We start from the raw sequence: 20,878 nt of genomic DNA on the forward strand, positions 1-20,878 counted from the left end.
ATGAAACCTGTAAAAGTAGGATTGCTTGGACTTGGAACGGTCGGAACGGGTGTCGTTCGAATCGTGGAGGGACATCAGGAGGATTTGCAAAGCCAGGTTGGTTCGCCAATTGTAATTGAGAAGGTACTCGTACAGAACAAGAGCAAATCGCGTTCGCTAACGATCGATGCTGAGAAGCTGACAGAGGATCCATGGGACATTATTCATAACCCGAATATAGATGTGATTGTTGAAGTAATGGGCGGAATCGAGGGGACGAAGGGCTATATTCTTGAAGCGTTGGCTCACGGCAAGCATGTTGTGACAGCGAATAAGGATCTGATGGCGCTGCATGGCCCTGAGATTCTCCGAAAAGCGCAGGAGCATGGCTGCGATGTGCTGTATGAAGCAAGCGTTGCAGGGGGCATCCCCATTATTCGCACCTTGATCGAGGGCTTCTCCTCTGACCGGATTACGAAGATTATGGGTATCGTCAACGGTACTACGAACTACATCCTCACGAAGATGAGTCAGGAGGGTGCAGATTATGCCGAAGTGCTCAAGGAAGCGCAGGCGCTCGGTTATGCAGAGGCCGATCCGACCTCTGACGTGGAAGGTCTGGATGCAGCCCGCAAGATGACCATTCTCTCTACTCTCGGCTTCCGTGCGAACGTTGCGCTTGAAGATGTTGATGTGAAGGGGATTTCCTCCGTCAGCCGTGAGGACATTCAGTATGCGAAGCGTCTTGGCTATGAGGTGAAGCTGCTCGGAATAGCAGAGAGACAGGATGATTACATCAGTGTGAGCGTTCAGCCGACAATGGTGAAGCAGAGTCACCCTATTGCATCAGTCAACGGCGTTTTCAACGCTGTTTATGTGTATGGCGAAGCGGTTGGCGAGACGATGTTCTATGGTCCTGGCGCAGGCGAGCTGCCTACAGCGACCTCGGTAGTCGCAGATCTCGTCGCTGTCGTCAAGAACTTGAAGCTTGGCGTGAACGGCAAGCAGGAGCTGCTTTCATACAAAGAGAAGAAGCTTAAGACAGATGAGCAGATCGCGGCCAAATATTTTATGCTGCTGCATGTGGAAGACCGTGCGGGTGTGCTGGCTCGAATTACGCAAGCATTCGCTGATTGCGAGGTAAGCTTGGGCTCCGTCCTTCAGCAGCCGAACTCCAGTGATCAGATTGCTGAGATTATTATTATTACGCATGATGCCAGCAAGGCTTCCATCGGGAAGGTACTGCAGTCATTCGGCAGCATGGAAGTTGTGAAGAGCGTTAAGAGTGTGTACCGCGTAGAAGGTTGATCCATACAGAAGAGTTAAAAGGTGGAGCATGATGATAAACCGTAAAGTAATCGTTAAGGTTCCGGCCAGTACCGCCAATCTCGGTCCGGGTTTTGATACGCTTGGCATGGCTCTCTCTCTGTATGCGTGGATTGAGATGTCCGCGCTTGCCAGCGGAGAGACGGTCATTGATTTGCATGGAGATGGGCTGAACGGGATTCCAAGGGACAAGTCCAATCTGATCTACAAAATAGCCCAGCTCGTCTTTGATGAGGCGGGTGTCGCAATTCCGGAGCTTCATATCTCGATGTACAGTGAAATTCCTTTGACGCGCGGGTTAGGAAGCAGCGCGTCAGCAATTATAGGCGCATTGACAGCTGCGAATGCGCTTATCGGCAATCCGCTGGAGCAGGATCGCTTGTTCCAGATCGCGACCAAGCTTGAGGGCCATCCCGATAATGTCGGGGCATCGCTATTCGGCGGGATTATCGTTTCCTCATGGGATGGCAGCCGCGCAGAACTGATCAGGCTGGAGCCGCATCCTGAGCTTGACGTGCTGGTGGCGATACCTGCTTTTCAGCTATCGACAGAAAAGGCCCGCCATGCGCTTCCATCCCAAATTGCCTTGAATGACGCCGTCTTCAACGTGGCAAGCAGCTCCTTGCTAGTTGCCGCTTTGGCGAGCGGGCGGTTCGATCTTATCAAGCATGCGATGCGCGATCGACTGCATCAGCCCTATCGGGCGGCGCTTATACCCGGTATGGCGACCATTTTGGAAGAGGCGACAGCGCATGGCGCTCTTGGAGCAGCATTAAGCGGCGCGGGACCTACGCTGCTGGCTCTTGTAGAAGCTGGAAGCCCGCAACGGGGGGAGCTTGAGGCATTTCTGAAGGCAACGCTGCTGAAGGAGGGCATCGAGGCTCAGACGATGTGGCTGAAGCCATGCGTCAGCGGACCGGAGCTTACCGTATGGGAGGGGCCAGACGAATCAGCCTCGTTCATGGAACGGATTAAAGGAGAAATAATAGCATGATACAAGTTGCATGTTTACCGCAAGGGTCTACCTCAGACGAGGCTGCGAGATACTTATTCGCAGGAATGGATGTGAGCTTTAGCTACTTTCCCATCATTGCCGATGTATTCCTCTCTACCGCTGAGGGGAAAACAAATTACAGCATTATCCCTATTGAGAATACGATCGACGGCTCTGTCAGTCTGCACACGGATTGGTTGGTCAATGAGGTGAACATCCCCATTCAAGCGGAGTGGGTCTACCCGTCGATCCAGAACCTGATCGGGCCGCTCTCGGAATTGTCTGGAGACGACGGACAGCTGGATTACAGCCGAATCGTCAAGGTGCTCAGCCATCCTGTAGCGATGGCGCAATGTCTGCAGTACTTGAGGAAGCATATTCCGCATGCGGAGCTTGAGAATGTCGGCAGCACCTCGGAGGCCGTCCGAATTGTGCGGGACAATCCGCATCATGGGTGGGCAGCCATTGGTCAACTATCAGCAGCTGCCAACAATGGATTAGATGTCCTAGAGCAAGGAGTTACGGATCACGACAATAACTTCACCCGCTTTCTTCTTATTGGCGATGAGCCGTTCAAGGGAAGGCCGACCGACAAATTCAAGACCAGCATTCATATGACGATGCCGGAGGATTATCCGGGAGCGCTGCATCAGGTATTGTCGGCATTCGCTTGGCGCAAAATCAATTTGTCGCGGATCGAATCCCGCCCGACGAAGAAGAAGCTGGGCAGCTACTATTTTCTGATCGATATTGAAATGTCGCTCGAAACCGTTCTTCTGCCTTCCGCAATTGCCGAAATCGAGGCGATCGGCTGCCAGGTGCGCGTATTGGGCAGTTATCCAAGCTACACATACAGTTCTTAGAAATTTCAGATTGAAATTTCCTGTCCTGACGTATCTGCATGATCATCATAGCAGAGGAAGCTAGCCGCTGGAGGAAGTCTTTTCACAGCATTGAATAGACGATGTACGGCAACCGAAAAGGCGGGAATATTCGCTAGGCTGCAAACATCGCATTCTTAAAAAGTTAAAGCTCAAGACGACAACATGTCGGATGAGCTTTAACTTTTTTTTTCGGGGATAGGTGACACTCGCCCATAACATGCATAGGATGTAAGGATTGGTAATGGGCATTTGCTGCGTATGCCCGTGAAACTAAGTCCGTGACAGGAGGTAAGAGGCGAGTGAAAATTCACATAGTCAAAAAAGGCGACTCGTTATACATGATTGCACAGAAGTACAATGTTTCCCTTGAGGAAATAGTGAAGCTCAATCCGCAAATTACGAATCCGGATATGATTGATGTCGGCATGAAGGTGAAAATACCGGCGTCGAAGCCGGGGAATACGGAAATTATGCATCAGCATGTTGTGAAGCAAGGTGATACGCTTTGGAAGCTGTCCAAGGCATGGGGAGTTCCCTTGAGCGATATGATCAAGGCCAATCCACAGCTGAAAAACCCGAATGTGCTGCTGACCGGTGAAATTGTCAATATACCGAAGGCCGGCATGCCTGCAGCCAGCCCGGATATGGGGCAGGAAGAAGCAGGGCATCATCCTATGCATCCAATGTCGCTTATGCAGGGACTGGGCCATGGCGTCCAGCAAGGTGTGCAGGGTGTCCAGGACTTAATGGGCAAAATGTCTACAGCGCCATTCATCGGCAAAAAACCGACGGCGCCGATATCTCCCAAAGCGACCACTGCGCCGCTTCCGATCCCCGCACCGGCGCCAGCGCCGACACCGGCTCCGATTGTAGCTCCCGCACCGGCTCCGGCACCAATGCCGATTATGGAGAAGCCAGTTGAGCATAAAACGTATCCGATTCATATTCAATATGAGCAGCATATTGATTTATTCAAACAATACGGAACCCCAGCAAAGGAAGTCATGTCCATGTATAATATGCCGCAAATGCCGGGAGCTGTGTCGCCTGCTGCTGGAATGGCAGACTACGGTCATGGCGTTCCCGCTGTATCGCCTGCTATGATGGGCGGTTATGGCACACCGCAAACGCTGCCTGCAGCAGAAGCCCATGCGGGATGGTGTCCTCCGGAGTCCGTCATGGGGACATCGACTCTTCCTTGGGGAGCTCCATCGCCAGTATCGTATGGTCAATGGGATTCTCAAGCGGTTAGTCCGCTCGGCACTGGAGCTCCGTACGGACCAGACTTCGTATCCCCTGCAGGTTTTACCCCTTATGGCGATTATGGTCATGGCTATGGTCATGGCCCGACAGCGGTATCGCCAGCGGAAAGCGGCCCACATGGCTATGGTTATGGCCCGACAGCGGTATCGCCAGCGGAAACGGGCCCGTATGGTTATGGTCATGGCCCGACAGCAGTATCGCCAGCGGAAACGGGTCCGTATGGTTATGGTCATGGCCCGACAGCAGTAATGCCAGCGGAAACCGGGCCGTATGGTTATGACTGTGGCCCGACAGCGGTATCACCAGCAGGAATGAATCCGTATGACTGCTATGGACCGATAGCGATAGCACCGGCTGGAATCGGACCAATCGGTCCAATCGGCCCGATTGGTCCGTATGGCTGCGAATGCGGTCCGATTGGCATCTCGCCTGTGGGAATAAATCCGTATGACTGTTTCGATCCGACAGGCGTATCGCCAGCGGGAATGGGTCCACACGGTTATGGTCCGACAGGCGTGTCGCCAGCGGGAATGGGTCCACACGGTTATGGTCCGACAGGCGTATCGCCAGCGGGAATGGGTCCACACGGTTATGGTCCGACAGGCGTGTCGCCAGCGGGAATGGGTCCGCACGGTTATGGTCCGACAGGCGTATCGCCAGCAGGAATGGGTCCATACGGTTACGATCCGACAGGCGTATCGCCAGCAGGAATGGGTTCATACGGTTACGATCCGACAGGAGTATCGCCAGCAGGAATGGGTCCATACGGTTATGGCCCAACAGGAGTATCGCCAGCAGGAATGGGTCCATACGGCTATGGTCCAACAGGTGTATCGCCAGCAGGAATGGGTCCATACGGTTATGATTCGACAGGCGTATCGCCAGCAGGGATGGGTCCATACGGTCATGGCCCGAGTAGCGTTTCACCATCCACGGTTAGTCCATTAGGGGCGAATGTGCAGACATACGGCTACACAGGCTTTGGTCAGGTCTCTCCTGTTGGGGGGGCAGAAGCCAAGAAATGCAATTGCGGCTGCAAAGGTCGGGAAGACGAAACCATTGATAACCCCGAATATGAAAAAATCGACCTTTCCCAAAACAAGGAGCAAATGACTGTTCGCAAAGCGGCGAAAAAAAACCGTAAAGCAAGCCAGTCGCAGCCGAGATCCCGAAACAATCTGCCTTGGATTAATCGTTAACAACCCTATCGTTCTATTGGGCTGTCTCAAGTCATCGCCGATGATGCAGGGACGGCCTAATTTATTTATGCGAATGTAATTCCATATGTCCGTATAATTACCAATGGAGGAGGAACACTAGCAAAAAAGTCGCAAAGGGGAGTTCCTCCATGATGGAATTCAGCCTGTGGAAACAATTGAAGAAACGGCTGCGCCGCAGCAAGAGAGCGATGTGGGCGCTTGGCTGCCTGCTAGGTCCGCTATTGCTTATTTTACTATCGCAAGCATCGGCCGAAGCCGCCCCCTCCAGCAAACCGGAAGCTCAAAGTGTTATTCGTACTCTGTATGACATGGAAGGTATTGTTTCAGTGAAGCATCGACTTGTTTATTTGTGCGGGGAGAAGACGGACTCGCTCGGTCGAATGGATGCCAAAGCAGCCCTTGAGCTGTTGAGCAGCCATCCGAATTGGAGGGCAGTTATGGATCTGGATGGGTCGGTTGTTATGGAGCAGCTGGTGGATGATTTATCGGAAGCATGCAAGAAAAATGCCTATATGAGCCTTGATAAGAATGGCATACTGTCTCTTTTTGATGGTCCGCCTAAAAGGGAGAAGGTGCTTCGCACTTTTTTTCAGCTGGATGTGCATTACATGGAGAGCAGCCTGCCCAAGGAACAAATCGATCAACTGATGAATGGCATTCGTGTAACCGATAAGGATGACTATAATAGCATCTTATCTACCTTTAGTGACTTTGCCCGGATTAAAAGCGAAAAAGTAATGAAACCGACTTATTAGCAATCGTGTCGCGGTTAGAATGTATGGGAAGAACGTCAAGCTAGCAATAGGGGCGTTCTTTTTTTTCGTTGTTTTCGCCTTATCGTTAAATTCTCGTGCCGTATCGCCCCATCGCACGCTGGAGCTGCGCGGTGCAGAACACTATTTCTGATTAAACGTATAATTATGTTAAAATTTAGTTGGGTTTAAGAATGAAATTATTGATATTTAAGGTCTGCAACAGGAATCAAGGGGGATGGCGAGATTGGAAGAAAATGAATTGGTTTTATTGAATGCCATTCCGGCATTAGTGGAAGGAAGCCGCTTTATTGTAGGTGTAGATGGATTGAGCCGTTCAGGGAAAACGACTGTTGTGAAAAAGCTGAGCCAATTGCTGCAGGAAAGAAATGTTCATGTATGTGTCTTTCATATGGATGATTACATTGTGAGTCGTAACAAGCGTTACAATACTGGACATGAGGAATGGCATGAATACTACAATTTACAGTGGGATGTTGATTGGCTGTCACACCATCTTTTCAATAAACTGAGGGAGTTTGGCAGCCTTAACCTTCCATTCTATGATCCTGAGACCGATAGTCATAACATGCAGAACATAGTAATGCCTGACACATGCGTCGTTATAATTGAAGGGGTATTCCTTCAACGCAAGGAGTGGAGGGGGTTTTATGATTATGTGGCTTATTTGGATTGTCCGCAGAATATGAGGTTTGCTCGGGAGAGCATTTCTGCTAGACAGAACCTGGAAAAGTTCAGAAACAGATACTGGAAAGCAGAGGACTATTATGTACGGACAGAAGCTCCAGCCAAGCAAGCTGATGCGGTTCTGAATAATTAAACACGGACAAAACGCTTGTTCTCATACTGCTTCTCATTTGTTATAATGGGAGGTAGCCCATTAATGACCATTCGATAGGCATAAGGAGAGAAGAGGCTTGCGAGTATTAGGAATCGATCCGGGGATCGCCATTGCGGGGTTCGGGTTCGTTGATAAGATTGGGAGCAAGCTCGTTCCCGTCCAATATGGTGCTATCGAGACGGAAGCGCGTACAGCGCAGGAGCTGCGGCTGAAGCAGATCTATGAATCTGCGTGTGCGCTTATGGACAAATATAAGCCGGATACTGTCGCTGTGGAGAAATTGTTTTTCAATAAGAATGTCACAACTGCGTTCGCAGTCGGCCAGGCGCGGGGCGTTATTATTTTGGCGGCGGCACAGCGTGGTCTGCCTGTATCGGAATATACACCGCTGCAGGTGAAGCAGGCTGTTGTCGGCTATGGCAAGGCTGAGAAACGGCAAGTGCAGGAGATGGTGCGAATGCTTCTGAATCTAAGTGCAATCCCGAAGCCGGATGATGTGGCGGACGCGCTTGCAGTAGCGATCTGTCATGCCCATTCCTCCGTACTGTCGCAGATGATAAACGAGGTGAAGAGGCCATGATCGATTTCGTGCGAGGCCGTGTCATCCACTGGGAAACCGAATATGTTATTGTTGATGTTCGGGATATTGGCTATCAAGTCTACACCCCAAACCCGTATTCATTCGTGAAAAATGACGATGCGGTAACGATTTTCACCCACCATCATGTCCGTGAGGACGCGACTCTGTTGTTCGGATTCGCAACTCGCGAGGAACAATCCATGTTCCGCAAGCTGCTTGAGGTGTCAGGCATCGGACCTCGCGTTGCGCTTGGCATATTGGCCGGAGGCAAGCCGGAAGCCGTTGCGGCGGCAATACAGCAGGAGAATATTGCATTCCTGACCAAGCTGCCCGGCATCGGCAAGAAAACCGCCCAGCGCATGATTCTGGATTTGAAGGACAAGCTGGATGCGCTAACGACCGGCTTCGGCGGCGCTGCTGCCGGATTGGCGCTGGTAGATATGATGGACAGCGGCGGCGGGGCATCCGAAGGCGGGACCGCTTGGCAGGAGGCCCGTGAAGCGCTTGCCGCGCTGGGATATACGGCAGCGGAGCTGGATCGGGCGTGGCATGTGCTGAAGGGCACGGTTAAGCCTGACGAGACGGTTGACGCGCTTATGAAGAAAGCGCTGCAGCAGCTCTTCAAAGGTTGAGTGGAAAGGAGGAAGCGCACATGGAAGACCGGATAATCTCCGCCAACCTCATGATGGAAGACACAGTGATGGAGCTTAGTCTACGTCCACGCTTCCTGTCCGAATATATCGGTCAGTCTCAAGTGAAAGAGAATTTAAAGGTGTTCATCGAAGCGGCCAAGATGCGCAAAGAAGCGCTTGACCATGTTCTGCTTTACGGCCCTCCAGGGCTTGGCAAAACAACCTTATCCAATATTATAGCCAATGAGCTTGGCGTTAATCTGCGCACGACAAGCGGTCCGGCAATCGAACGGCCTGGCGATCTGGCTGCGCTGCTGACGAATTTGCAGGAGGGCGATGTGCTTTTCATCGATGAGATTCATCGTCTGCACCGAACAGTTGAGGAAGTTTTGTATCCGGCGATGGAGGATTTTGCACTCGATATTATGATCGGTAAGGGTCCAAGCGCTCGTTCTGTGCGGCTGGACCTGCCGCCATTCACATTGATAGGAGCAACGACCAGGGCAGGTCTGTTGTCCGCTCCGCTTCGCGATCGATTCGGAGTCGTCAGCAGGCTGGAGTTCTATCATATCGACGAGCTTGCCTTTATTGTGTCGCGCGCCTCGGAAATTCTCGGTGTGACTGTTGTAGGCGAAGCTGCGCAGGAGATTGCGATGCGTTCTCGTGGGACGCCAAGGATTTCCAATCGTCTGTTGAAGCGAGTACGTGATTTTGCACAGGTTCGCGGAGACGGTATTGTCACCCATGAGCTTGCGCGATCTGCGCTAGAGCTTATTCAGGTTGATCCGCTTGGACTCGACGGAATCGACCATAAGATGCTTAAGGCGATGATCGTTAATTATCGCGGCGGACCGGTAGGGCTGGATACGATAGCTGCGACAATCGGCGAGGAGAGCCAGACGATTGAGGATGTATACGAACCGTATCTGCTTCAGATTGGATTCATCCAGCGGACACCGCGCGGGAGAATCGTAGCGCCTCAAGCATATCGCCATCTCGGATATCCTGTTCCGCAGCAATTTGGTCAACCGGAGGACAGCGGTCAGACAGAGAGTGGCGATTAACTATGAACAAGATGAACGATAGAACGGACTTCACGAAAGGCCAGGACCCTGCCAACGGCGCAGGCCGCATCAAAGGCGAGAAGCTGTATATTCTGTATGATGGCGTATGCAACCTATGTCTGGCCAGCGTTCGCCGCATGAAGGAGCTCCCATCCTCTGCCGAGCTTCACGATGTATCCATCCAATCGCTCGCCGATGATGGTGGTGCAGCGGCAATTCCGGCTGTTGCCTCGATGTCGCAGGAGCAGCTGCTTGCCAAGATTCATGTTGTAGATATGGAGGGGAATATATTCGCAGGCGCAGATGGCATCGTTCGGATTATGAGAACCGTTCGCGGCTTCCAATGGCTTGCTGGACTGTATCGAATTCCTGGCATGGGCAGAGTTGCCAATGCGCTATACCGTTTTATTGCATCCAGACGATATGACTGGTTCGGCAAGACGGATGAGAGCTGCCATGCGGGCGCTTGCAGCCTGCCGAATCATAATAGGCCCAACAAGACCGAATAGGGGGATGAGCGACGAAATGAGTGCTGTCGACATCACTAGAAGTGAGAATGAGAGGACTACGGCTGCACTGCTGCCGAAATGGAAACAGCTGCTTGCTGTTCTATTAGCTGCGACCATCCTTATATCACTCGGTACGGCATGGCCGACTTATGCTGCTGTACCGAAGCTGGATACGATTCGGGTCGCTCTTTTTATCAATCTGCCCTCCAAGTACACATTGAATACGGCTGCCGTTACCTACAGCTCGGCAGCTGCGATGGAGATTGGCTTGAAGCAGCCGGCTGGCGTTATCCCGCTTGTGCAGACGAATGCAGGACAGGCTGTCAGGTTCACGCTGGATGATTATAAGCCGAGATTGATGGAGACGCCAGACTTTGGAACGGCGCTCGCAATCATGAAGCGAGTGAAGGCATTGGGCGGAACAGCTATTCTCACCTCTCTTGCGAAAAACAATAGTGTCGTCTATCAAGTCGTTGAAGGTACATATGCGACTGAAGCGGAAGCATCAGCCGCAAGCGCCAAATGGACCAAGGACAGCGCTTTGCAAGGACTCATCGGTTCTGTGAAACCAACAATTGCAGGTCCGCTTCATCTTGAAGCTGGCGCCTATGCTTCAGAGGCGGACGCCCGTCTGGCAGCCCAATCCTTCGGCGCGCTTGGCGTCGATGCTTTTCCGTCGATCAAGCAATCAGGCGACAGCGGGGCTGTCTATACGGTATTGGTAGGTGCGGAAGCGAATGCGGCTTCATTGAATGCGGTCAAAGCGATTGCTGCCAAATCGGCAGACGGAGCAGCCGCATTGCGTCAGACTGATCCTGCGGCCTCTTATCTGTGGCTCAGAGATGATCATACAACAACAGAATCAGTCAAATCCTCCGTTCCTCTCTATGCCGTATCCATGAAGGATACGAAGGTATCGCTTGCTTCGAGCGCGCCTGCAGGCATAAAGCTGGCAGAGCGGTACAATCGTAGCTATCGGGGAGCATTCGAGATTAGCGGCTTCAACAATAAGCTGGCCATTGTGAACGAGCTGCCGTTCGAACAATACCTGTACTCGGTGGTCGGTGGGGAGATGCCCGGCTCATGGCATGCCGAGGCGCTTAAGGCGCAGGCTGTTGCTGCTCGAACCTATGCGCTCTACCAAGGCTTTGGCTTCCAGATTGCCCATGTCGTTGATACGGTTCTCAGCCAGGCTTATGGCGGGATCGGTTCAGAGAAGCCGACGACGATAACGGCCGTTGACGCGACACGCGGGGAAGTGGCCATGCATAACGGGAAATTGGTTGAAGCTGTGTTCTCTTCAAGCGCAGGCGGGGCCAGCTCGGATTCGAAGGAAATATGGGGCAGTGAGGTTCCATATTTAAAAAGTGTTGCGAGTCCTGATGAGCTGTCAGAGAAGGGGCTGTACGCATGGTATCGCGTTGTTATTCCAGATGGAGCTTCGGGCTATATTCGAGGCGATCTGCTGGAAGAAACGGGTGACAAATCAGCCGTAGGACTTCCCGTAATGAAGGTAAAGGGCGATGGTGTGAAGGTGCGTCCGATTCCGCTCATTCAAGAAAATGTGCAGATCGTGGGACAACTGAATGCAGGCACGCGTGTCGTTGTGCTTGAGAAAACGGTCCAGTCCAATGAAATGTCATGGGTGCGAGGACCTTTCACATCGGATGCGCTGCTTGCTTCTATTAAAGGAAAAGTAAAAACACCCGTGAACGGAGCGATTCGAACGCTCCAGATTAGTCAAACGGGACCATCCGGCAGGGCGATAGAAATTGTGGCAAATGGGCAGAAGCTGGATGTCAAATATCCAGATCTGTTTCGCTCCTCTCTCGGCGGCCTGCCGAGTACAAGATTCACGATTGATGAAACTGCCAGAATGACGATTGCAGGAGCTGACAGCAAGCGTGAGCGTCCTGCTGATCAGGGGGCAATGGTCGTCATTGGCGCTGACGGCAAGCCTAAGCAATTGACAGGCGACAGCCTGTATGTCATGAACGGCAAAGGAACGGTCAGGGCGGCGACGTTATCGCCGAAGTTCCGTTTTGTAGGCACTGGCTATGGTCATGGCGTTGGCTTGTCCCAATATGGCGCGCGTGGATTGGCAGAAAAAGGGTATGACTACACATATATTTTGCAATACTACTACAAAGACGCTACGATTGTTAAGGAATGATAACTTGATATGAATGTCAATCAATTTGATTTTGAATTGCCGGAATCGCTTATTGCCCAGACGCCGCTGACCGAGCGGACAGCTTCAAGGCTGCTGTCACTGGATCGGCATACTGGAGCAGTAGGCCATCACGGTTTCCGTGACCTTGCGGATATGCTGAACGCGGGTGATACGCTTGTGCTGAACAACACTCGCGTAATTCCGGCTCGGCTGCTTGGGGTCAAAGCAGATACTGGCGCCAAGGTGGAGCTGCTGCTGCTGAAGCAGTTGCACGGAGATCGCTGGGAGACGCTGGCGAAGCCTGGAAAAAGGCTCAAGGCTGGCGCCCAGCTCGCATTCGGAGATGATGGCACAGGCGCTCCGCTGCTTCGAGCGACCATCGTATCGGAAGGTGAGATGGGCGGGCGGGAGATCGAGTTCAGCTACGAGGGCATCTTTCAGGAGCTGCTTGACCGGCTTGGCGAAATGCCGCTGCCGCCCTATATTAAGGAACGTCTTGATGATCGCGAACGATATCAGACCGTTTATGCGAAGCATGAGGGATCGGCTGCCGCACCGACGGCAGGCCTTCATTTCGATGAACCGTTTCTCGATCAATTGAGAGCGAAAGGTGTCCAGATCGCTTATATTACGCTTCATGTTGGTCTTGGCACGTTCCGGCCGATGTCTGTCGAACAAGTGGAAGATCATACGATGCATGCCGAGTATTATGAGCTGAGTGCTGATACGGCGGCTCAGCTGGGAAGAACGAGAGAGCAGGGCGGGCGAATTGTAGCTGTCGGCACGACTTCGGCAAGAACGCTTGAAACAGTCGCAGGAAAGTTTCCTGATGGACAGCTGGAAGCGTGCAGCGGGTGGACGGATATTTTTATTTACCCAGGATATTCGTTCAAGCTTGTCGATGCGCTGCTAACTAACTTTCATCTGCCCAAGTCAACGCTTGTGATGCTTGTGAGCGCACTGGCGGGTCAGGATCATGTAATGAAGGCTTATGAAGAAGCTATCGGGCAGCAATATCGTTTCTTTAGCTTTGGAGACGCAATGTTTATTTACTAGCAATCAGGATTGGAAGAGTGAACAGTGGCGATTAAATATGAATTGATAAAAACCTGCAAACAATCAGGAGCAAGACTGGGGCGGATTCATACTCCGCATGGTGTAATTGATTCACCGGCATTTATGCCTGTAGGTACGCAAGCAACGGTCAAGACGATGAGTCCTGAAGAGCTGAAGATGATGGATGCCCATATTATTCTCAGCAATACGTATCATCTGTTTATTCGGCCAGGACATGAAATCGTGCGCAAAGCCGGCGGACTGCACAAGTTTATGAACTGGGACCGCCCGATTCTGACAGATAGCGGTGGATTCCAGGTCTTTAGTTTGAGCAATATGCGTAAGATAAAAGAAGAAGGCGTTGAATTCCGCTCGCATTTGAATGGGGACAAGCTGTTTCTCTCCCCGGAGAAAGCGATGGAAATTCAGAATGCGCTAGGCTCTGATATTATGATGGCGTTCGATGAATGTGCGCCATATCCCGCTGAATACGATTATGTGAAGAAATCGCTAGAGCGGACAACCCGCTGGGCGGAACGATGTCTGCAGGCGCATGCCAGACCGCAGGATCAGGCGCTGTTCGCAATTGTTCAGGGCGGCATGTACGAGGATCTGCGCCGTCAAAGCGCGACAGATTTGACTTCCATGGATTTCCCGGGGTATGCTATTGGAGGATTGAGCGTAGGCGAGCCCAAGGATCTGATGAATAAGATGCTTGAGAGCACAGTGCCCCTGCTGCCTGCGGGCAAACCGCGTTATTTGATGGGCGTAGGCTCCCCGGATGCACTAATAGACGGTTCGATCCGCGGCATTGATATGTTTGATTGCGTGCTGCCGACTCGTATCGCTCGCAATGGCACGACAATGACAAGCTCTGGCAGACTAGTTATCCGCAATGCGAAGTTCGCGGAGGATTTTGGACCTCTTGATCCTGAATGCTCCTGTTATACTTGTAAAAATTACTCCCGTGCCTATATTCGTCACCTGATCAAAGCGGATGAAACATTCGGTATTCGTTTGACGACCTATCATAATTTGCATTTCCTATTGCAGCTCATGCGGGATGTGAGGCAGGCGATTATGGAGGATAGGCTGCTTGATTTCCGTCAGGACTTCTTTACGAAATATGGACTGTTTGAGGGTTCGAGAGGATTTTAGAAAGGGGTGAACAATCAATGGAGGGTTTAAGTCCGCTTCTTATGTTTGCGCTGATGTTTGCAGTATTCTATTTCCTGCTAATCAGACCGCAGCAGCGTAAAGCCAAACAGCGCAATTTGATGCTGGGTCAGCTGAAGAAAGGCGACAAAGTCGTCACAATCGGCGGTATGCATGGTACGATTCTTGAAATTACGGATGACATCGTCGTTCTGCGTGTCAATGACACAACAAAGGTGACATTCGACCGCAGCGCGGTGAACAATGTATCTGCTGCAAGCACATCGGCAGCGTCAACAGTGACGATTGAGAAGAAGGAAGACAAGAAAGAAGAGCTGAAAGCTTAATCAAGCATTCTTTCTGAATGGAATATCGGCTAAACCGGGTTGAGGATGTTTTCCTTGATCCGGTTTTTTCGTATTTGGCTGTGATCCGGTCCCGCGTGGGGAACGACGTCAATCCTATTACAGACTTATACGACAGACCCCATTTTGTGCCGGCAGTGGCGTTCCGCCTATCCCCATAGTATTTAATAGTCGTGCAATTTTTATTTTACCCCATTCATTAAGTACCCAATTGAAAATTTGTCTGCTTACAATAGCCTCTTCTTCGTTTATGAAAAGCGATAATTAATATTATTATAGGATGGGGCAAATAAAAGTAAAACCCCCGATGTGGGGGTTAGCTATTCTTCTTTTTTAACGAAGTCGAAATCATGCCAACTACCGCTATAATACATATTAGCATGCTATAGAGAACATATAAGAAAGCAAAAAGGGCAATTATCATGCTTAAAATTTGAATTTCTCTAATCCAATATATAATTTCATAAACGAAAATAATAACGCTGTTATAAGTTAGCTCTGGAACAAATATTAAAACTACATAATACACTACTCCAAATATTGCACCAAAGTATCTGTATCTAATTAAACCCAATTGATCATTTTTACCATCTTTATCCATTTCCGCTTGAAAGACACCAGTAATGCTTTGAATAAACAAAAATATTCCACCTACTAGCAATATAAAAAACGATCTTACTCCTTCATTAACACCTAATCCCACAACAGCTGCAAAAGTCGCCATAAAATAATAAGGTATTATCATGATAACTTTCATAAATATAAACTGAATGTTGTCTGTGAAAATAAGTGAAATCAGAGTGATTGGATAGATGATTATCTTCCAGAAGAAAGCTATTATCAGAAACATAAAAGAAATCGAATATAGTGAGTAAAACCAGTCCCAATTCAAAAAGATCATTCCTAATAACTCCTCATCGGCTGAGGGATTTGCTATTCATCAAAAGTAAAGTTGTCTAATATCATCGTTATCATTGCTTGATGTATAGAATTGTTCTTTCTAAGGTATTCCGCTGCAGTTATTATATCCAATATGTATTTCGAGTCTTCCATTTGAATTGTCCAAATTGTACGTTCACCTTCTCCAGAAACGTAAAAATTAAGCCTTATTTCAATCCACGCTCCCGCATAGGGAGCGACATGGTTCGATACCCTTGCTAAGACGGCGGTCAACTGTTATTTCAATCCACGCTCCCGCGTAGGGAGCGACAAGGACAACGAGAGGGACAACACAAGGGGCAACATTTCAATCCACGCTCCTGCGTAGGGAGCGACATAAGCCTACTGCGGCAATGCCCAATCTATCTTTTGAGATTTCAATCCACGCTCCCGCGTAGGGAGCGACTTGATGTCGAAACAGGACAGAAACTGTATGGGCTATTTCAATCCACGCTCCCGCGTAGGGAGCGACGCAGCGAAGACTACCCGATGCAGGACAGTATCGTAATTTCAATCCACGCTCCCGCGTAGGGAGCGACCAATGTCTAATGTTCGTTTGATCCGCCATATTATATTTCAATCCACGCTCCCGCGTAGGGAGCGACGTTTGCGGTAGCAATTCCGCTTGCGTTCTACGTGGCATTTCAATCCACGCTCCCGCGTAGGGAGCGACGTTTTTGCATCTTGCTGCGGTAAGAACTTAGCAATATTTCAATCCACGCTCCCGCGTAGGGAGCGACGGAGACAAATGAACGTTAACGGAATGAATGACAAATTTCAATCCACGCTCCCGCGTAGGGAGCGACGCGTATAATAACATCATCGTTGTTGTGTGTATGATTTCAATCCACGCTCCCGCGTAGGGAGCGACAGCGGGCGTATTGAGCCCTTGTCTGGCAAGGCTTTGAAAGCGCTTTAGTGCGAATCACATTTTCAAGCGAATAAAAATGGTAAATTATGTATTGAAAATCCCCGAAACCCTTGTCTGGAGCGAGGTGCGAATCTCCCAGGGATTTCATGTGAGCTTCACATTCGCACCTACAGAATGAACCAGCCAAAGCGATCCATTCCAGGGCTTCTACAAGTTCTACCTTACCCATGTAGGAATAAATGTAAAATAGATACCAATTAAGAGTATTTCTTGACGGCTATTTTGTCAATGATCCATACGAACTCTTGGTTCCATAATATGATGAGCAAGAGATTAGCTATTGATATTTTCACAAAAAAAGGCGGAGAGATATGTTTACCGAGCTTTAGATAGGTATATGTGCTGCTTTGCTAATCGCTTGCTTAAACAACAAAAAACCGCCGAATCCGAAATGATCGGAAACAGACGGCTTATAATTTACTATTTATTGCTTGTTGCTTTGCTTATGGCCTGCCCGCCGACAGGAGCCGATTGTCTCCGGCGGCGATTAATGAAGGTGAAGCCCTTCTCACTGAGCCGTATGCCCATTGTTGAAGCGAATATGCCGAGCAAGGCACCGCCGCACATATCGATAAGCCAGTGAATGCCAAGATAGAAGATGGAGAAGATGACGCAAGCAGCGATAATGCCGCAGAACCATGCCCACCGCTTATTGCCTGAGCGAATCGCTAGAATGGCCAGCGTTACGGATATGGATGTATGCAAGCTAGGGAAGCAGTTGTCCAGTCCTGACAGGGCACGGTATTCCGATTCGAAATTTGGGAATACATCCAGCATCAGAAAGGCGACGTTCGGATCATGCGCCCACACCTCATTGATCGGGAAGAACAAGTAGAAGGGGATTGCGACGAGATAGTTGATCATTATGGCGTAACAAGTCGCATAGAACATGGCTTTGTTCTTGCTTTGATAGGTATAGATTCCGATAGAGACAATCATAAGCGCCTGGAACACGACGACATAGATGAAAGCAAGAACGGTGGTCAGAATATCGTTATGGAACAGCTGCTGAAAGTTGCTGACAAAGCTGCCTTCTATAGCTTGGAACCAACCCGTGAAATCCAAGGTATAGTTCATATCCTGCTCGATTTGCAGCTCGACTTTATTGAGAAACAGAATAGCCATCAATGCGGCGAAGTGAAACAGATATTTGCGATTTGTGGCAAGCTCCTTCAGGAACAAGCCGCCGACTCGAAAAGGATTAGCGAAAGAACCGTACCAGATTAGGAAAATAACAGTGATTGTTGTATATATGGTTACTGTTTTCATGCTGTCAAACAAAATCATCGCGTTCTCTTCCCCCTTAAAAAATACTCGATCTAGTATAGCATATATTCAAGGGGATAATGCAATTTGCCAAGACTATTCACAAACGGTACAAGATGTCATCTGCGTTTGGCATTGACGCCAAACATGCCGCCCAGACCGCCGCCTAGCAAAGCCTCGCCTAGCATAATCAAAGTTCTCCCCGTTATTCCAGAATTATTAGCGAGAAAACCGATCAGCAGAACGAGCAAGCCATAAATTATGCCAAGCAAGCAGCCGTAGTACCATCCGCGCTGTCCGGATCTTTTGCCTGCAACGAAGCCGCCAGCAACAGCCGCCAATCCATGAATGATAAGGCTGTAACCAGGCAAAGCAGTTTCCTGCATACTGCCCCAGCGCAGCAGCACCGACAGAATGAAAGCACCGATAGACAGCCATATGGCTGCATAGAGAATACCGGACAATAGCGGTGAAGTCATTTGCACCTTCACCTTCGGAACACTCTTCATTGGATTCATTTGAACTCTCTCCTCCCAATCTTGTTATCTATTGCATACACGGGAACGGTTTGTACAACATATGGTCAAGCAGGCGGAAATAGTACAACGTAGACGGTTCAAATGGCATTCTTGTATAATGATGTGTGGGAAGATAAAGGAAGGATGTGCAGAGTTGGAACATCAAGTAATTGCAGCAATTGAGCCTGCTTTCTGGCAAATCGCAGCTGCAGCCATCATTTTTCTTGTTACATATGCCATTATTATTACGGAAAAATTAAACAGAGCGGCCATTGCAATATGTGGTGCAGGTATCATGCTGCTGCTCGGCATCGTGGATCTGTATACGGCATTCACTGTGCATATCGAATGGAGAACAATATTCTTGCTGCTAGGTATGATGATTCTTGTTGGCATGACGAATAAAACCGGGATCATTCAATATCTCGCCATTAAAGGGGTTCAACTTGTAAAAGGTGGACCGCTCCGCGTCCTCGTCATCTTATCGCTCTTGACAGGAGCGGGGTCAGCCTTTCTCGACAATGTTACAATGGTGCTTCTGATCGTGCCTGTTACCATCGCGATAACACGAGAATTAAAGGTGACCCCGGTTCCTTATCTCATCTCGGAAATAATGGCATGCAACATTGGCGGTACGGCAACCCTGATTGGAAATCCAGCGAATATGATGATCGGCACTGCGAATGAGCATCTGAGCTTTCAGTCATTTCTCATTCATATGGCGCCGATATCCATTATCATTATGATCGTAACGATCCTGCTTCTCGTGCTTGTCTTTCGGAAGAGGCTGGTCGTCACAGAGGCTGCGCGGCGTGATCTGATGAGGCTGAATGCAGCGAATTATTTGCAGGATAGAGGGCTGCTTCGGAGGGCGATTGTTATTCTAGCCCTTACTGCTGCAGGCTTCTTGCTTCATTCAGTATTGAATGTGGAGATTGCTGCTGTCGCAATCATGGGCGCTTTGCTGCTCATGCTTGCTGGAGTAAGCAAGAAGCATGTGGAGGAAACGATCGGAATGCTCGAATGGAAGACGGTATTCTTCTTTATCGGGTTGTTTATTGTGGTAGGGGGGATGATCGAAACCGGGGTCATAACGAAGCTTGTTTCGATGACGCTGCAGATTGCCTCGGGCGATATCGCTTATACATCCATGCTGATCCTCTGGATATCAGGCATTGCTTCGGCAACGATTGACCATATTCCGTTCGTAGCAACGATGATTCCGTTTATAGAACGCGTAGGGGTGGAGCTGAATATTACGCATCCCGAGCAATTGAATTCTCTCTGGTGGTCGCTTGCGCTCGGGGCAAGTCTTGGGGGCAATGGCACATTAATCGGATCATCCGCCAATGTGATAGCGGCAGGCCTGGCTTCGAAGGCAGGCAAGGGCTTCGGATTCATGGACTTTATCAAGATTGGCGCACCGGTTACTCTGCTCTCGCTTCTTATTTCGACCGTGTATGTTCAACTGTTTTTACTTCCATAAATCGGGCTCCAGCTTCCTGTATGACGAAAGTAACATGGGGTGACAATACCTCTACAACGTTATGGGAAGCATAACGATGGATATTAGCTTGCGAATGCTGGGCAGCATTGGAGGAGGCGGTTTCCATTGGAGCTGTGGATCCTGTTATTCCGTACGGTATTGATTTATTTTGTCGTGTTCCTGATTATGCGTTCTATGGGCAAGAGAGAAATAGGCAAGCTGTCGGTCTTTGATCTCGTCATTTCATTCATGATTGCTGAAATTGCGGTGATGGTTATCGAAGATACGAATCGGCCGATGATCGAAGGCATTCTGCCCATGGTGGTGCTGCTCATTATTCAGATCGCTCTTGCTTATCTGGCTTTAAAAAGCCGCAAGCTCAGGTTCTGGTTCGACGGCAAGCCTACCGTTATGATCGAGAGAGGGAAGCTGAATCGGGAAGCGATGCATAAGCAACGGTATAATCTGGATGATTTGCTGCAGCAGCTTCGGGAGAATCAGGTTTCAAATGTGGCGGATGTTGAATTTGCTATTCTGGAGACGACGGGGTCGCTGTCAGTCATTACGAAGGAGCAATCGAGCGGCTTCAAGGCGACTTCAGATTCAGGAAGCTCAGGATCGGACGGCTTCCCTGCGCAGCAGAAGAGCGACAAGAGTGGTGAAATCGCCAGTGTTTTTCCAAGAGGCTTCAGATTTGAAACATTGCCAGTTCCCCTGATTATGGATGGAAAAGTGCAAGGGAGCAATCTGTTGAAGCTGGGCAAGAACCGATTCTGGCTGAATGAGCAGTTGAGGGAGAAGGGCATTGCGGATTACAGGCAAGTGTACATGTGTACGATTGACCACAAAGGAAACCTCTTTATCGATACAATAAAGAAGCCGGGCTATTGATCACTTCCTGTCAGGAATGGTCGATGGCCCGGC

General features: G+C 49.8%; 19 protein-coding genes and 1 CRISPR repeat array. Of the genes, 16 read left to right on the top strand and 3 right to left on the bottom strand.

The window, feature by feature from the left end:
• The 14 genes from L6H65_RS10820 to yajC all read left to right on the top strand — a co-directional run bounded on the left by L6H65_RS10820 (position 1) and on the right by yajC (position 14,796).
• Complete coding sequence (locus L6H65_RS10820; protein WP_236341609.1) at positions 1–1,287, top strand: homoserine dehydrogenase; 1,287 nt, start codon at positions 1–3, stop codon at positions 1,285–1,287.
• 31 nt (positions 1,288–1,318) lie between these two features.
• Complete coding sequence (gene thrB / locus L6H65_RS10825) at positions 1,319–2,299, top strand: homoserine kinase (RefSeq protein WP_236341913.1); 981 nt, start codon at positions 1,319–1,321, stop codon at positions 2,297–2,299.
• Entirely contained in the window at positions 2,296–3,162 is an 867-nt protein-coding gene (gene pheA / locus L6H65_RS10830; RefSeq protein WP_236341611.1) for a prephenate dehydratase, read from the top strand. The genes thrB and pheA overlap by 4 nt, the downstream gene beginning before the upstream one ends.
• Positions 3,163–3,482: 320 nt before the next feature.
• Positions 3,483–5,645, top strand: a complete 2,163-nt coding sequence (locus tag L6H65_RS10835) for a LysM peptidoglycan-binding domain-containing protein (RefSeq protein ID WP_236341626.1) — start codon at positions 3,483–3,485, stop codon at positions 5,643–5,645.
• Between the two features lie 149 nt (positions 5,646–5,794).
• The gene (locus L6H65_RS10840; protein WP_236341635.1) at positions 5,795–6,421 is read left to right on the top strand and encodes a BofC C-terminal domain-containing protein; all 627 of its coding nucleotides are present in this window, start codon (positions 5,795–5,797) and stop codon (positions 6,419–6,421) included.
• A 244-nt stretch (positions 6,422–6,665) separates the two neighbouring features.
• Complete coding sequence (locus L6H65_RS10845) at positions 6,666–7,259, top strand: kinase (protein ID WP_236341642.1); 594 nt, start codon at positions 6,666–6,668, stop codon at positions 7,257–7,259.
• Between the two features lie 97 nt (positions 7,260–7,356).
• On the top strand, positions 7,357–7,860 hold the full coding sequence (ruvC, locus tag L6H65_RS10850) for a crossover junction endodeoxyribonuclease RuvC (protein ID WP_236341662.1): 504 nt from the start codon (positions 7,357–7,359) through the stop codon (positions 7,858–7,860).
• Positions 7,857–8,492: a Holliday junction branch migration protein RuvA gene (ruvA, locus tag L6H65_RS10855; RefSeq protein ID WP_236341672.1), complete on the top strand. Its 636-nt coding sequence runs from the start codon at positions 7,857–7,859 to the stop codon at positions 8,490–8,492. Before ruvC ends, ruvA begins: the two co-directional genes overlap by 4 nt.
• Positions 8,493–8,512: 20 nt before the next feature.
• Complete coding sequence (ruvB, locus tag L6H65_RS10860; protein WP_236341681.1) at positions 8,513–9,556, top strand: Holliday junction branch migration DNA helicase RuvB; 1,044 nt, start codon at positions 8,513–8,515, stop codon at positions 9,554–9,556.
• Between the two features lie 2 nt (positions 9,557–9,558).
• Positions 9,559–10,065 carry a thiol-disulfide oxidoreductase DCC family protein gene (locus tag L6H65_RS10865; RefSeq protein WP_236341682.1) on the top strand — a complete coding sequence of 169 codons (507 nt, stop codon included), beginning with the start codon at positions 9,559–9,561 and terminating at the stop codon, positions 10,063–10,065.
• 16 nt (positions 10,066–10,081) lie between these two features.
• Positions 10,082–12,238 (top strand): SpoIID/LytB domain-containing protein, encoded by a 2,157-nt coding sequence (locus L6H65_RS10870; RefSeq protein WP_236341683.1) that lies wholly within the window; start codon positions 10,082–10,084, stop codon positions 12,236–12,238.
• A gap of 9 nt (positions 12,239–12,247) precedes the next feature.
• Positions 12,248–13,294 (top strand): tRNA preQ1(34) S-adenosylmethionine ribosyltransferase-isomerase QueA, encoded by a 1,047-nt coding sequence (gene queA / locus L6H65_RS10875; RefSeq protein WP_236341685.1) that lies wholly within the window; start codon positions 12,248–12,250, stop codon positions 13,292–13,294.
• A gap of 24 nt (positions 13,295–13,318) precedes the next feature.
• Positions 13,319–14,452 carry a tRNA guanosine(34) transglycosylase Tgt gene (gene tgt, locus L6H65_RS10880; RefSeq protein WP_236341695.1) on the top strand — a complete coding sequence of 378 codons (1,134 nt, stop codon included), beginning with the start codon at positions 13,319–13,321 and terminating at the stop codon, positions 14,450–14,452.
• A gap of 17 nt (positions 14,453–14,469) precedes the next feature.
• Positions 14,470–14,796: a preprotein translocase subunit YajC gene (yajC, locus tag L6H65_RS10885; protein ID WP_236341704.1), complete on the top strand. Its 327-nt coding sequence runs from the start codon at positions 14,470–14,472 to the stop codon at positions 14,794–14,796.
• A 334-nt stretch (positions 14,797–15,130) separates the two neighbouring features.
• Here the strand turns inward: yajC and L6H65_RS10890 are convergent, their stop codons facing one another.
• The 3 genes from L6H65_RS10890 to L6H65_RS10900 all read right to left on the bottom strand — a co-directional run bounded on the left by L6H65_RS10890 (position 15,131) and on the right by L6H65_RS10900 (position 18,468).
• A complete protein-coding gene (locus L6H65_RS10890; RefSeq protein WP_236341706.1) occupies positions 15,131–15,715 on the bottom strand; it encodes a hypothetical protein in 585 nt (194 codons plus the stop codon).
• Between the two features lie 207 nt (positions 15,716–15,922).
• Positions 15,923–16,624: a CRISPR direct-repeat array (repeat unit 32 nt; unit sequence ATTTCAATCCACGCTCCCGCGTAGGGAGCGAC).
• Positions 16,625–17,104: 480 nt separating this feature from the next.
• Positions 17,105–17,971, bottom strand: coding sequence for a phosphatase PAP2 family protein (locus tag L6H65_RS10895; RefSeq protein WP_236341708.1), 867 nt, complete (start codon positions 17,969–17,971; stop codon positions 17,105–17,107).
• A 98-nt stretch (positions 17,972–18,069) separates the two neighbouring features.
• Positions 18,070–18,468 (bottom strand): TIGR04086 family membrane protein, encoded by a 399-nt coding sequence (locus L6H65_RS10900; RefSeq protein ID WP_236341710.1) that lies wholly within the window; start codon positions 18,466–18,468, stop codon positions 18,070–18,072.
• 154 nt (positions 18,469–18,622) lie between these two features.
• On the opposite strand from L6H65_RS10900, the gene L6H65_RS10905 reads away from it, so the two are divergent.
• Both L6H65_RS10905 and L6H65_RS10910 read left to right on the top strand, forming a co-directional pair.
• A complete protein-coding gene (locus tag L6H65_RS10905) occupies positions 18,623–19,954 on the top strand; it encodes an ArsB/NhaD family transporter (protein WP_236341713.1) in 1,332 nt (443 codons plus the stop codon).
• Positions 19,955–20,140: 186 nt separating this feature from the next.
• Positions 20,141–20,845, top strand: coding sequence for a YetF domain-containing protein (locus L6H65_RS10910; RefSeq protein WP_443093983.1), 705 nt, complete (start codon positions 20,141–20,143; stop codon positions 20,843–20,845).
• Positions 20,846–20,878: the final 33 nt, after the last annotated feature.

This window comes from Paenibacillus plantiphilus (assembly GCF_927798095.1).
Lineage (GTDB): Bacteria > Bacillota > Bacilli > Paenibacillales > Paenibacillaceae > Paenibacillus_Z > Paenibacillus_Z plantiphilus.